Annotated in this window: 9 protein-coding genes; 5 read left to right on the plus strand and 4 right to left on the minus strand. The window is 54.6% G+C overall.

Translation table 11 applies throughout. The annotated features are described in order from the left end of the window. The 3 genes from BM258_RS08695 (at position 1) to BM258_RS08705 (ending at position 3454) form a co-directional block, all read left to right on the plus strand. Positions 1 to 1164, plus strand: coding sequence for a MalY/PatB family protein (locus BM258_RS08695; RefSeq protein WP_090071154.1), 1164 nt, complete (start codon positions 1 to 3; stop codon positions 1162 to 1164). A gap of 358 nt (positions 1165 to 1522) precedes the next feature. Continuing rightward, positions 1523 to 2506 (plus strand): SIS domain-containing protein, encoded by a 984-nt coding sequence (locus tag BM258_RS08700; RefSeq protein WP_090071156.1) that lies wholly within the window; start codon positions 1523 to 1525, stop codon positions 2504 to 2506. A gap of 105 nt (positions 2507 to 2611) precedes the next feature. Beyond that, a complete protein-coding gene (locus BM258_RS08705) occupies positions 2612 to 3454 on the plus strand; it encodes a PfkB family carbohydrate kinase (RefSeq protein ID WP_090071158.1) in 843 nt (280 codons plus the stop codon). Positions 3455 to 3575: 121 nt separating this feature from the next. On the opposite strand, the gene BM258_RS08710 is transcribed toward BM258_RS08705, so the two are convergent. Beyond that, the gene (locus BM258_RS08710) at positions 3576 to 4643 is read right to left on the minus strand and encodes a LacI family DNA-binding transcriptional regulator (RefSeq protein WP_090071160.1); all 1068 of its coding nucleotides are present in this window, start codon (positions 4641 to 4643) and stop codon (positions 3576 to 3578) included. 221 nt (positions 4644 to 4864) lie between these two features. Here BM258_RS08710 and BM258_RS08715 point away from each other — a divergent pair, with 221 nt between their 5' ends. Together BM258_RS08715 and BM258_RS24935 are read left to right on the plus strand one after the other, a co-directional pair. Further along, entirely contained in the window at positions 4865 to 5653 is a 789-nt protein-coding gene (locus tag BM258_RS08715) for an ABC transporter substrate-binding protein (protein WP_407062709.1), read from the plus strand. 197 nt (positions 5654 to 5850) lie between these two features. Continuing rightward, positions 5851 to 7362 carry an amino acid ABC transporter permease/ATP-binding protein gene (locus tag BM258_RS24935; RefSeq protein WP_090071162.1) on the plus strand — a complete coding sequence of 504 codons (1512 nt, stop codon included), beginning with the start codon at positions 5851 to 5853 and terminating at the stop codon, positions 7360 to 7362. Between the two features lie 100 nt (positions 7363 to 7462). Here BM258_RS24935 and BM258_RS08725 read toward each other — a convergent pair whose 3' ends face one another. From BM258_RS08725 to BM258_RS08735, 3 genes are all read right to left on the minus strand, one after another. Next, positions 7463 to 9148 carry a calcium-binding protein gene (locus BM258_RS08725; RefSeq protein ID WP_090071164.1) on the minus strand — a complete coding sequence of 562 codons (1686 nt, stop codon included), beginning with the start codon at positions 9146 to 9148 and terminating at the stop codon, positions 7463 to 7465. 605 nt (positions 9149 to 9753) lie between these two features. Continuing rightward, positions 9754 to 12126, minus strand: coding sequence for a glycoside hydrolase family 3 N-terminal domain-containing protein (locus BM258_RS08730; protein ID WP_090071166.1), 2373 nt, complete (start codon positions 12124 to 12126; stop codon positions 9754 to 9756). A 25-nt stretch (positions 12127 to 12151) separates the two neighbouring features. Beyond that, on the minus strand, positions 12152 to 13312 hold the full coding sequence (locus BM258_RS08735; protein WP_090071168.1) for an ABC transporter ATP-binding protein: 1161 nt from the start codon (positions 13310 to 13312) through the stop codon (positions 12152 to 12154). Between the last annotated feature and the right edge of the window lie 48 nt (positions 13313 to 13360).

The raw sequence follows: 13360 nt of genomic DNA on the forward strand, positions 1-13360 counted from the left end.
ATGACCTCGCAATTTGATGTCATCATTCCCAGACGCGGCAGCGGATCTTACAAGTGGGACAGCTCGGATGATCTCCAAAGCCTACCCATGTGGGTAGCGGATATGGACTTCCGCACGGCACCAGCCATCATCGAAGCGCTTTCCGACCGCGTCGCCCACGGGGTATTCGGTTATACCAAGGTGCCCGATGCCTATTATGAGGCTCTGGGCTCCTGGTTTGCCAACCGTCACGGGTTCCAGATCGAGCGTGACTGGGTGATCTACACATCGGGTGTGGTTCCGGCCATCTCGGCGATCCTCAAGGCCCTGACGCGACCGGGCGAACGCGTACTGATCCAGACGCCGGTCTATAACTGCTTTTACTCTTCCATCGCCAATATGGGCTGCATTCCTTTGGAAAATGTCCTCATTGCAGGTGAAGACGGACACTATGGCATCGACTTTGAGGATCTGGAAGCCAAGGCCGCCGAACCGGATGTGCATGTGATGCTTTTATGCAATCCACATAATCCGGTGGGGCGCAGTTGGCGCGTGGAGGAACTCAGCCGCATCGGAGACATTTGCTTACGGCATGGCGTAACCGTGGTAAGTGACGAGATCCACTGCGATCTGACCTTCCCCGACCATACGCACCACCCCTTCGCCACCATCAAGCAGGAATTCCTGGCAGCATCTGTGACATGCATTTCGCCCAGCAAGGCCTTCAATATTGCCGGGTTGCAGATCGCCAATATTGTTGTGACAGATGAAGAGCTGCGCAGCCGCATCGGCAAGGCGATCAATATTCACGAGGTTTGCGACGTCAATCCCTTCGGCGTAGCTGCCCTGATCGCTGCCTATCGTGAAGGCGGCAGCTGGCTTGATGAATTGCGAGGCTACCTGCAGGCAAATTACCAGACCGTTTCGGACTTCATCGCAAGCAATATGCCGACCTTACGCCTGACACAACAGGAGGCCACCTATCTGGCCTGGATCGACTGCCGTGCGCTTTCCCTTTCCTCCGACGCTATCGAGGCACGACTCGCCACGGAGGGCCACCTGTTGGTCAACAGTGGCACCCTCTATGGCGCAGCAGGAGAAGGCTACATCCGGCTCAACATGGCCTGTCCGCGCGCTCAATTGCTTGATGGCCTTGAACGCATGCAGACGGTTCTGACCCAATAGCCACATAACCTATGGCCCGCTTCCATGTTATTCGGGCCAATGATCCACAAGAAGAGCAGGCAGTCGCCCCGCCCTTCTGATAGCAGAAACTCAAGGGGCCTTGTGCCCCTTTCTTTTTGCCCGTAGCGCAATCCGTAGGCTCAAATCTCCCGTTGGCTGCGGTCAAGCTCCCTTCCCGTGCCCCGCGTCAGGCCCCCGACGCATGAACCCGGCAGCGTGATCCGCATGTGAGCCATTTCTAACAAGTGAATGAAATTTTCTTTCTTCTTGCCAAAAAATGCCGGTTTTGTAATATTGACACCGGTCTCAATAGCAGATTAGTTACAAGACATCATATAATGTCACTAAGGATTTCGGTATGAACGATCAAGTCAAGAACTACGGTCTGGAAGAAGCGATCGCTGCGGTTGCTGCGCGCGGCACCATCCGTGAAATCTATTTTGTAGCATGTGGCGGGTCCTATGCTCTTTTGCAGGAAGGCCAGTATGTCGTTGACCGCGAGGCCAAATCCATCGCCTCTTATGGCTATAGCTCTGCCGAGTTCCTTTCGCGGGCGCCTGTGCGCCTTGGCAAGGACTCGCTGGTCATCACCTGCTCCCATTCCGGTAACACGCCAGAAACCGTCGCAGCCACCGAATATGCCCGCAAGGCTGGCGCGCTGACCATCTCGCTGACCAATCTGGCAGACTCGCCTCTGGACAAGGCAACCGAGAACACCGTCTTTTATGAATGGGACCCGCTGGCGGTAACCAGCAAGCACAATTCGGTGATGCTGCTGCTGTTGGTCTTCGGCATTCTCGACAAGCTGGAAGGCAACAGCAAATATGCGCTGGTCAGCAAGGCTGTGCCCGCTCTGCATGACATGGGCGAAAAGCTGAAGGAAAAATACGCCGCCGCGGCGTCCGAGTTTGGGGAATCCCACAAGCGCGAACCGGTCATCTATACCATGGCTTCGGGCTCCAACCATTCTACCGCCTATGCCTTCGCCATCTGCCTGCTACAGGAAATGCAGTGGGTGCATTCGGCTTGCATCCATTCGGGTGAATATTTCCACGGCCCGTTTGAAATCACCGATTTCGACACGCCGATTATCATTCTCAAGGGCCTTGGCAATGCGCGCAAAATGGATGAACGCGCGTTGGCTTTCGCTGAGAAATATTCCAAACGCCTGACGGTTCTCGACGCGGAAGATTTCGGCCTTGAAGCCATCGCCGGCGAAGCCGCCGAATATCTGACGCCGATCATGTTCAATCTGGTTCTGCGCGTCTATGCCGTCGAACTCAGCGACAGCCGCGGTCATCCGCTCACCGTTCGCCGTTATATGTGGCGCATGGAATATTAATCTCCTTCGGGTGGGGGGCTTTCCCCTCTGGTCTCCTGCCCGTTCTTTACTTTCTTGCTCAAAGCAAGCAATTCTAAAGACAAGACCGAATTTGAAAGCCCTTCAATGACACTCTCAGAAAATAAAGCTTCCCTTCTGGGCATCGGCGACAACGTCGTCGACTTCTATAAAGATCGCAATGAATTCTTCCCCGGTGGGAATGCGCTTAATGTTGCTGTGCTGGCCAAGCGGTTTGGCCTCCAGAAAGCTGGATATATAGGGCTTGTCGGCAATGATGTGGAAGGCGAGCATGTCGCCAAGAGCCTTGCCGCTGAAGACATTTGGATAGAACGCCTGCGTAAGGCGTGCGGCGAAAATGGCAAGGCGGTTGTTCATCTTGATGACAAGGGCGACCGGGTGTTTCTGGGCTCGAACAAGGGCGGCATCCAGCGTCGTCTAGCGCTGCGCATGGAAGAGGAAGACCTTGCGGCTGTCGAAGAGTATGGCTGTGTCCATACTTCGGTTTTCAGCTATCTGGAAAATGAACTGCCCAAGATCCGCGAAAGAGCGAACTCCGTTTCCTTCGACTTTTCCTCTTTTCTCGATATCGATTATGTGAAGAGCGTTGTCCCATATATCACCATGGCCTTCTTTTCCGGCTCGGAGCTGGATGACAAGGGCATTGATGATCTTATCGACACCGTCTCAGGGCTGGGCGTCTCGACCGTGGGTGTGACACGTGGTTCGGATGGCGCCTTCTGGAGCGTAGATGGTAAACGCTATCGTCAGGGCATCAAGCCGGTTGAAGTCACCGATACCCTTGGCGCTGGCGATTCCTTTATCGCGGCCTATATAAGCGGCATTCTGATGAGGCATAGCGTTGAGCAATCTCTTGATGATGCAGCCAGTTTTGCAGCCGACACATGCACCCGCTTCGGAGCTTTCGGCTATCCCTACAAGGTTTCTTGAAAAAACACCCCGTCTCAAATGGCGGGGCAACGCATCGGTCCGGCATTTTCTCCCGAAAAGGCATGCTATCCCCTGCATGTGGTGTTAAAGCCGCACATGCAGGGCCGCCTCTCCCCTTCCATCAGGCCGGAGGCACAACCGACTGTCGGTTGATCACCTTCATTTTCATGACATGCCGCAAGGCAGGCTCAGTGCAGCCTTCTATCCGCTTGATCAACTGCTCTGCACTCCAGCGGCCCATTTGCGCAACGGGCTGATCCACCACCGTAATGGCAGGACGCGTGACCTCGGTCCAATCGGCATTGTGGAATGCGATCAGGGACAGCTGGCTCGGCATCTCGATATTGCGCTCCTGAGCCTGTTTGAAGATCTCTAGCGCAACATGACTATCGGAGGCCAGAATGGCCGTGGGCCGGTTGGGCTGATCCAGCATTTTACTGATTGAAACCCCGAGCCCCGCCTTGGGATCGGAATTGAGCACAATCAGGCTATCTTCTCTGGCAATGCCGCCCTCATTGCAAGCGGTGAGGAAGCCCTCAATACGACGCCCGACCGATGAGGTGGGAATATGCAAGGCACCGTCTGCATCGCTGTCTTTTTCCTCTGTCGCAGTCACAAAGGCCAGACGGCAGTGCCCTGCATCCAGAAGCTGTTTGGTCACGGCAGCGGCAGCTTCCTGATCATCACTGACCACCGTATCCATATCCAGGCTGGGAATCTCACGGTCGAAAAGCACGACCTTGCAATTCTCTGATTTGAGATTTTCCAGATGGCCGATTTCATAGCGGCTGGCGGGTGTAACGATCAAACCGTCGACCTGTTTTCCCACCAGAACATTCACAGCTTCACGTTCCACATCGAAATTTTCGTCGGAATTGGCCAGAATCACGTTGAACCCATGGGCATTGGCCACATCGGTGATGCTGCGCACAGCAATACCAAAGAATGAGTTCTCAATATCCCCAACAACAACGCCGATTGTTTTCGACTTTCCGGTCGTCATCGATCTGGCCAACTCATTGGGCCGATATTTCAGAGCTTTAGCCGAAGCCTGCACGCGTTCGCGCACTTTTTCGCTCGTTACGCCATAGCCCCCGAGGACACGTGCCGCAGTTGACTTTGACACGTTCGCATGCCGGGCAACATCGGCCACGGTTACTGATGAAGAATGCAGATTCTTTTTTTCCATAATTTAAATGCCTACAGATGAGTTGACGTGCAGTCAAGATCATCATAGTCTTTGATTGAGACCGGTCTCACAAATAAGGATCGGCCTAATAAACGCCAAACTCGAAACAAAATTCGACTTTGCCGGAAAATTCGTTCGATTATTTGGACACCGGCAAAGATCCGATGGAGAACAGCATGAAGCTCACCACAACACTCGGCACCCTCACCCGCCGTTCCTGCATGGCGCTAATGTCAGGACTCTTTGTATCCTTTATTGCAGTCCCCGCCAATGCTGCAGATGACAATCCCTATGATCTGCTCGACCCGAATTCCATCATGGTTGGCACCATGTCCGACGCCAAGCCATATGCCTTTGTCACCGCAGAAGGTACCTTCTCCGGTTTTGACGTGGAATTTTTCCAGAATATCGCAGGCCGCCTTGGCATTGAAAAAGACAAGGTAACCTTTGTCGGTCAGGACTTCGCCGCCCTTATTCCGTCTGTTGCCAACGGCCGCTTCGATGTAGCTGTCGGCGCCATCGGCACCACCGCAAAACGCAAGGAAGTTGCCAACTTCACCGATGGCTATCTGGCAGGCTTCCTCTCGGTTCTGAGCGCAGATTCCTCGCTCACCACCATTGAGAGCCTCAAAGACAAGCGCCTTGGTATCGTACAGGGTACACTGCAGGACGACTATGCCCAAAAGCACTTCCCTGATGCGCAGCTGGTCCGTTTCCCGGACAACAACAGCGCCGTTGCTGCCATGAACAATGGCATGATTGATGCGCACTTCCTTGATTTCGAAGCAGCCAAACAGTTCGGCCAGAACTTCCCGGACCTGAAGGTTCAGCAGAATTTTGCTTCCTTCGATGCGCCTGCCGGGTTTGTTGTCCGCAAAGACAACCCGAAACTGCTTGAAGCACTGAACGAGAAAATCCACGAAGCCATGCAGGATGGCACCTGGAAAGAGCTGCACACCAAATGGTTCCCGGGCAGCCCAATGCCTGAACAGTATCTGCCAAAAGAGTAATGTTCGCACATTGAGCAAAACCAGCTTACCGCAAAGATCGGGGGCGGCGCAGCCCGCCCTCGAAACCGGCAGAAAACACCTCTCATATTCAAGACGTGGTCCAGCCTGGAATAGCCTCCTCTCCCTGATTTAGTGCGGCACCTTTTTCGTATTTTGGGGCTTTCTCGCCAACGGTAATTAACGGGACAACTTTATAAATGGAATGGTTAGAAACCTTACGGCGTAGTTTTCTGGATTTTGATGCTATGGCCTCCGTTCTGCCCAGCATGTTTTACATCGGGCTCAAGAACACACTTATCCTCGCTGCATTTTCAACCTTTTTCGGTGTCTTGATCGGCATCGTGCTGGCTGTCATGGGCATTTCCCGCTCGCCCTGGCTGAAACTGCCAGCGCGCATCTATACTGATATCTTCCGCGGTCTCCCCGCAACTGTCACCATCCTGCTGATCGGTCAGGGCTTTGCCCGTATCGGTCGCGAGCTTTTCGGCCCCTCCCCTTTCCCTCTGGGCATTGCCGCCCTCAGCCTGATTGCCGGCGCCTATATTGGCGAGATTTTCCGCTCCGGTATCCAGAGCGTTGACAAGGGACAGATGGAAGCCTGCCGCGCTCTTTCCATGAGCTATGGACAAGGCATGCGCCTGATCGTTGTGCCGCAGGGTATCCGACGCATTCTGCCTGCGCTGGTCAACCAGTTTATCGGCAACGTCAAGGATTCGAGCCTTGTCTATTTCCTTGGTCTGCTCACCTATCAGCGCGATCTGTTTCGCGTTGGGCAGGATCAGGCCGTGGTTACCGGCAACCTCTCGCCTCTGTTGCTGGCCGGTATCTTCTATCTGATCATCACGGTTCCCCTGACCCATCTGGTCAACTATATCGATGACCGCTTGCGCACGGGACGCATCGTCAAACAGGCCCCGGTTTCCGGGCTTGAAGAGGTCACCGAGCAGGCCGCCGTCAAGAATGCAGACGCGCGACCGACCTTCAAAGGCGGCAGCCTGAAGATCGACCACCTGACGATGGCTTATGGTGAGGTTGAAGTATTGAAGGATGTGACGCTGGAAGTACCCGCCGGGTCGGTTACTTGCGTGATCGGACCATCGGGCTCGGGTAAGTCCACCCTCTTGCGCGGCCTCAACCGATTGGTTGAGCCAAAGGCGGGAGCGGTCACACTGGATGGCAGCGACGTGCTGACCATGCAACCGGAAACCCTCAGACGCCGCATTGGCATGGTGTTCCAGCAGTTCAACCTGTTCCCGGACCATACTGCCTTGCAGAATGTCAGCCTTGCTCTTAACAAGGTCAAGAAAATGTCGACGGCCGAAGCCCGCAAACTGGCTGAGGAACGTCTCACAGACGTAGGCCTTGCTTCGCGCATGAACCACCGTCCGGCCAACTTGTCTGGTGGGCAGCAGCAGCGTGTGGCCATTGCCCGTACATTGGCCATGGAACCGGAAGTCATCCTGTTTGACGAAGTCACCAGCGCGCTCGACCCCGAGTTGGTCAAGGGTGTTCTTGAACTGATGACTGATCTCGGCAAGCGTGGCATGACCATGGTTGTGGTCACCCACGAAATGGGCTTTGCCCGCAAGGTTGCAGATCAGGTGGTCTTCATGGATGAAGGCCGCATCATCGAGGCCGGTGCCCCGCAGCAGATCTTCGACAATCCGAAGAACGAACGCCTCAAGCACTTCCTGCAAGAGGTGCTGTAAGCAGCGATCCTTTGCACAAATGTCAAACTGAAAAAGGCAGGATATCGGAAAGATATCCTGCCTTTTTCAATCTCGATTGGCACATATAGCCGAACGCGCTCTAAAGCACGAAATCGCCTTCTACCAGCGTGGAGGTATTGACCATCTGGATCTCGAAATCAGCCACGGCGTCGCCATTCACATCGGCAAAGACCAGCAGATCCGATCCGTCCGTTTCCAGCCATACAGAATGCGCTGCTGCTGAGCTGCCCGCAAAGGCGAAAGCCTGATTGCCATTGGCTGCGCTGTTGGCATCAATTCCGGAGAGATCAAGCACATCTTCGCCGCTATCGAATTCGGCAATCTTGTCATGTGCCGCGCCAGCCGTGCTGTCGTTGACTGTGTTGAAAAGGAAGCGATCAACGGCATTATCAATGCCTGCAAACATGGTGTCGGCTCCGAATCCTCCCGTGAAGCTGTCCGCCCCGGCGCCACCAAAAAGCTTGTCCCAGCCGAGGGCGCCAATGAGAATGTCGTTACCGCCATGACCATTGAGGATATCGTTGCCGCCCCCGCCATTCAGGGTATCGTTGCCAAGGCCGCCATTGAGATTGTCTGCGCCTTCGTGGCCGTTCAGCTTGTCGTTGCCGTTGGACGCATAGAGCTTGTCATTGCCCTTGCCACCATTGAGGATATCGTCTCCGAACCCGCCATTGAGAATGTCATTGCCGAAGCCACCATTCAGCGTGTCGTTGCCACCGCGCCCTGTCAGCGTATCATTGCCGAACAGACCGCTCAGCACATTGTCTTTCATGTTGCCGGTGATGGCATTGCCCAAGCCGTTGCCCGTACCGTCAATGGCCTGATTGCCCAAAAGGGTCAGGGCTTCGATATTCTGACTGTGGGCCTTTAAGGAGAAGCTTACCGAGCTTTTGACCAGATCAATACCCTGGCCTGCCGCCTCACTGACCTTGTCTCCCACATTGTCAACGATATAGGTGTCGTTGCCGCGGTTGCCAGACATGGTATCGGCACCAATGCCACCATCGAGCAAATCATTGCCAAGACCGCCGATCAGCGTGTCACCATGCTGGTTGCCGAACAGACGGTCATTGCCAGCACCGCCGTTTAGCACATCCGCGCCAAGGCCGCCGAAGAGTTTGTCAGCGCCAGCCTGTCCGAAGAGTTTGTCAGATCCTGCACCGCCGTAAAGGAAATCACCATTGTTGCCAGCTTTGATGGTATCGTTTCCAAGGCCACCATAGAGCGTATCAACGCCATTGTAGGTCGTGATGATATCATTGCCGGCATAGCTGTAAAACGTCGTGCCCCAATCCCGGCTCACGCTTTCCTGATCCGAGACCGGTTGCTGCAATTCACCAATGTCGATAATATCATGGCCAGACAAAACTGATTTGACGTAAGCGTCGTCATCTTTTGTCGATGCGGTTTGCGCTATTGCATAAACATCCGAATACCGAACGGAGATACCGGATATCTTCAGCAATGTCTCGGTTGTCGCCTCCCCGAACTCTCTAACTCTGAAGTCTAAAAACTGCAGGGTACCATCTTCCAGAACGTTCCCCTGATAGACAAGATCTCTTCCCCCGATCGCGAGATATGCCGAATAGAGTTGTTCCCCGAGATAAGCTGAAGACGATACGGTTGCAAAATACTGATAGTAGGCTCCCTCAAAATAGTAATTGTTATAGACTTGAGGTGTGCTCGTATTGGCATCTGAAAAATTGTCACCCAACAATGTGTCAAGAGCGGCGAGACTTCCATACCCCATATATAGATAAACCATTCATTTCTCTCCAGTTTTTAAATTCTATCAATATCGCAGGGCAAATACAGCCATTTTAGATAGGGCTGTTCGCTCAATTATTTCCATTTGTTTCATATTTTATAAGTGGAATCCAGTCGCTCAGATATCGATAGGACACGCCTCTCGAAATAAGGCACGCTATGGTTTACTTTGAACACAAATATCCCGCTTAAATTGAGTTTTATAAGTGCCAACTTTGGCATTTGAATGGCGACCAGAAAGAGTATTTATGTAGATTTTGTTCAACAATGTTCAAATATTGATACTTTTACTTAGGTCATCCGTTCGAATTGTACAACTTTGGATTAAAGTGTATATAAGTGGTATTTTATAACCTATTTTTGTGTTGAGGCTGTGATTTCCCTGTTTGTCATCAGCACGGATGAACGGGAAGTCCAATTTACAAGGGCTCCTCTGGCAACAGAGGAGCCTTTTTTTTATGAAACCGCACCCGTTTGTGACGGCGCGAAAAGTCACGCCCCTTCAGAATCAGAAAACCCTCACGGCCTTAAGACCATGAGGGTTTCGTTTGCAGGAACAAACAAGGGGCAGGCAATGCCCGCCTGCATCTGGTTCATGAAGTCTTAGCTGATCTCGGTCTTGCTCACCATACGCCAATCACGCGCAAGGGTATGGAGCGAACCTGTCAGGGCTACCTTTGTCTTGAGGCGGATATCACCGCTGGATGCGCCCACCATCAGTTCAAACTGTCCCGGCTCTACGATCCTATGCCCTTGCGGACCGGTGAAGCAGAGCATGTCGGTTGGCACCACAAAGGTTACTTTACCCGTCTGACCGGCTTCCAGCGCGATGCGCGTGAAAGCCTTCAGTTCCTTGACGGGGCGAACGACACTGGCCAGCTCATCTCGCACATAAAGCTGAGGCACCGCAACGCCAGCCCGTTGCCCCGTATTGGTGATGGTGAAACTCAGGCGGATTTCACCGCTTTCGCAATCCACCTGATCCTCGGCAAGAGACAGGTTCGTGAATGCGAAATCGGTATAGCTCAAGCCGTGCCCGAAGGGGTAAGCCGAGCCGAAGTGGCGGGCGATCGGCGTGCCCGAACTTTTGAAATTGTGATTATAGAAGTAAGGCGCGGCCCCTGCACTCTTTGGAATGGACAGGGTCAGACGTCCAGATGGCTCCACCGCCCCGGTGAGGACATTGGCAAGAGCCGTGCCTCCCTGTTGTCCGGAGAAGAAGGTCATGACCTGCGCTGCAAGTTTGTCTTCAAGACCACCCAGATTGTAAGGGCGACCGGAGGACAGAACCACAATGACCGGCTTGCCTGTGGCAACCACCGCATCCAGCAGCTCTTGCTGCACGGCGGGCAGCCTAAGGGTGTCGACATCGGAGCCTTCGCCCACGGTGCCGGTCTGGAAGATACCGGACAGGTCGCCCACGCAGACGATGGCCACATCAGCCTCCTCAGCGGCGGCTACCGCATCGGGGATCATGTCCAGCCGCGTTGACAGGCTTGAGGCCTGTTCCAGACTGGTGCTGTCGTCCACATCGCCGGGGAAGACCGGCGCTCCGGCCTTGCGTTCATCAAGGATGTTGCAGCCGCGCGCATAGGTGATTTCCACCTTGTCACCAATGAGCTCCTTAAGCCCGGCAAGCGGGGTGATGACATTGCCGATTTCCTCTTCCTCGTCATTATGAATGAGGTGAACCGGGAAGCTATAGTCCCCCAGCAATGCCAATGGATCGTCCGCCGTCGGGCCGATGACGGCAATTTTCTTCTGACCGCTGAGCGGCAGGATGCCATCATTGGACACAATGACGACCGACTGTTCGGCCACTTCACGAGCCACATCCACGGCCTTTTCGCTTTGCAGCGTAACCGCGCTGTCATCTGCGTAAGGTTTCTCGAACAAGCCGATGCGGAACTTCTCAACGAGAACCCGTTTCACTATTTCGTTGATGGTCTCCTCGGTGAGGAGACCGCGTTTGACGGCATCTTCCAGATCTTTGGCGCAGTCATCCCCCGGCAGTTCGATGTCCAAACCGGCATTGAAGGACAAGGCTGCTGCTTCTGCTTCATCGCTTGCGACGCCATGATGCTGATACAGCAGAGAAACGCCCACATAGTCGGCCACGATCAGGCCATCAAAGCCCCAATCCTCGCGCAGCACCTTGGTCAGCAAATGACGGGAGGCATGCACCGGCTCATTGTCGATGTCATGATAGGCGGGCATGACCGAGCCTGCATTGGCCAGTTTCACGGCCATTTCAAATGGCAGCAGGAACATGTCGTTGAGTTCGCGCCAGCCCATATGCACCGGGGCATGGTTGCGTCCGCCCTCACTGGCCGAATGGCCTGCATAATGCTTCAGAGTGGCCAGCAGATCGCGCTTCTCGCCTTGCAGGCCCTTCACATAATGGGTCGCCATGAGCCCGCAGAGATAGGGGTCTTCGCCGAAAGTTTCTTCCGTACGACCCCAGCGGGCGTCGCGGGCCACATCCAGCACCGGAGCCAAGCCCTGATGGCAGCCCACGGCCCGGGCTTCCTCGCCGATCATCTTGCCTACTTCTTCGATGAGTTCCGGATTCCATGTCGCGCCATAGCCAAGCGCCGAGGGGAACAGGGTCGCGCCCTTGATCATCAGCCCCGAGAGGCATTCTTCATGCGACATCACCGGAATGCCGAGGCGGGTTTCCTCTAGCATGAATTTTTGCAATGCATTGAGCGCCCGGACGCCTTCTGCCGGGTCTATGCTGCGGGTGCCAAGCGGCCGGGTGATCTGGCCCAGTCCTCGCCCCAGCATCTGCCGCAGGGTGTCAGCATCGCTTTCGCCGGTGAACTGGTCACTACGCACATTATGTTCGCCATTCTCGTTGAGAAACAGCCAAACGGCGTGCATCTGCCCGATTTTCTCGTCCAGCGTCATACGGGATAACAGATCATCCGCACGCGCTTCTGGGCTTTGGGTTGCGTCTTTGAATATGTCAGTCATTATGGTCAGTCCTTGAAAGCACGCATCACAGCGAAAGAGCGTCGAAGCTGAGAGATTTGGGGGCGGGGTTGAGATGGGTCAGTGCTTCGCCTTCCCCGTCGAACAGATGGCAAAGCTCTGGACGCACATGGAAGCGAATGGCGCCGCGCACATTCACCACGGCTTCGTCGGAGACCTTGGCAATCATCGGCTGCTCGGCATTGCTCGAGAGATAAAGGAAGCTATATTCACCAAAATTCTCGACCGCGTTGAGGGGTCGGGAAAAGACCTGCTCGCTCACGTCCTCACCAACGGGCAGCATATGCTCGGGGCGGATGCCAAGCGTCAGGGATGTACCCGCAGCCAGATGGCTGGCGGAAACAGGCACAAACAGCTCTTCGCCACTTTCCAGCTTGACCGTAGCCCCTTCACTGGACGCGCCTGTAAGAGTAACGGGTAGAAAATTCATGGAAGGGGAGCCGAGAAACCCTGCCACAAAGAGATTTTGCGGCCGGTGATACAGTTCGAGCGGCGAACCGATCTGGGCAATGGAGCCCTTCTTGATCACATCGTCCCCGGCCCGCAGCAACACGATCTTGTCGGCCAACGCCATCGCTTCGGTCTGGTCGTGGGTCACATAGATCATGCTCGCTTCGGGGAATTTGCGATGCAGATTGGCAATCTCGGTGCGCATATGCACTCGCAGGGCGGCATCGAGGTTGGATAGAGGCTCATCGAACAGGAATACCGCAGGCTGACGCACGATGGCCCGACCAATGGCCACGCGCTGGCGCTGACCCCCGGACAGTTCCTTGGGCTTGCGCTCAAGCAGATTTTCAATTTGCAGGATGTGAGCTGCCTCATTGACCCGATTGGTGATTTCATCCTTTGGCGTCTTGGCCTGCTTGAGGCCGAAAGCCATATTCTCGAACACGCTCATATGGGGGTAGAGCGCATAATTCTGGAACACCATCGCCACACGGCGTTCGGCAGGCAAGGCCTCGTTCATGCGCTGGCCACCGATCTTCAGCTCGCCATCGGAGAGCGTCTCGATGCCGGCGATCATGCGCAAAAGGGTGGATTTGCCACAGCCGGAAGGGCCAAGGAAGACGCAGAATTTGCCATCCTCGATGTCCAGATTGATGTCATTCAGCACGGTCACCCGGCCAAATCGTTTGGCTGCATTGTCTAGGGAAATGCTTGTCATGACTGATGGATCCTCTTTGCAGAGATGTCTTTGGTACGCCGCGGCGCC

This window comes from Cohaesibacter marisflavi (assembly GCF_900115225.1).
GTDB classification, from domain to species: domain Bacteria; phylum Pseudomonadota; class Alphaproteobacteria; order Rhizobiales; family Cohaesibacteraceae; genus Cohaesibacter; species Cohaesibacter marisflavi.

Bases quoted from the DNA above. Each gene is read 5' to 3' on its own strand.
- BM258_RS08705 (WP_090071158.1), top strand. From the start codon at position 2,612: ATGACACTCTCAGAAAATAAAGCTTCCCTTCTGGGCATCGGCGACAAC.
- BM258_RS08735 (WP_090071168.1), bottom strand. From the start codon at position 13,312: ATGACAAGCATTTCCCTAGACAATGCAGCCAAACGATTTGGCCGGGTG.
- BM258_RS08710 (WP_090071160.1), bottom strand. From the start codon at position 4,643: ATGGAAAAAAAGAATCTGCATTCTTCATCAGTAACCGTGGCCGATGTT.
- BM258_RS08725 (WP_090071164.1), bottom strand. From the start codon at position 9,148: ATGGTTTATCTATATATGGGGTATGGAAGTCTCGCCGCTCTTGACACA.
- BM258_RS08695 (WP_090071154.1), top strand. From the start codon at position 1: ATGACCTCGCAATTTGATGTCATCATTCCCAGACGCGGCAGCGGATCT.
- BM258_RS08700 (WP_090071156.1), top strand. From the start codon at position 1,523: ATGAACGATCAAGTCAAGAACTACGGTCTGGAAGAAGCGATCGCTGCG.
- BM258_RS24935 (WP_090071162.1), top strand. From the start codon at position 5,851: ATGGAATGGTTAGAAACCTTACGGCGTAGTTTTCTGGATTTTGATGCT.
- BM258_RS08715 (WP_407062709.1), top strand. From the start codon at position 4,865: ATGGCGCTAATGTCAGGACTCTTTGTATCCTTTATTGCAGTCCCCGCC.
- BM258_RS08730 (WP_090071166.1), bottom strand. From the start codon at position 12,126: ATGACTGACATATTCAAAGACGCAACCCAAAGCCCAGAAGCGCGTGCG.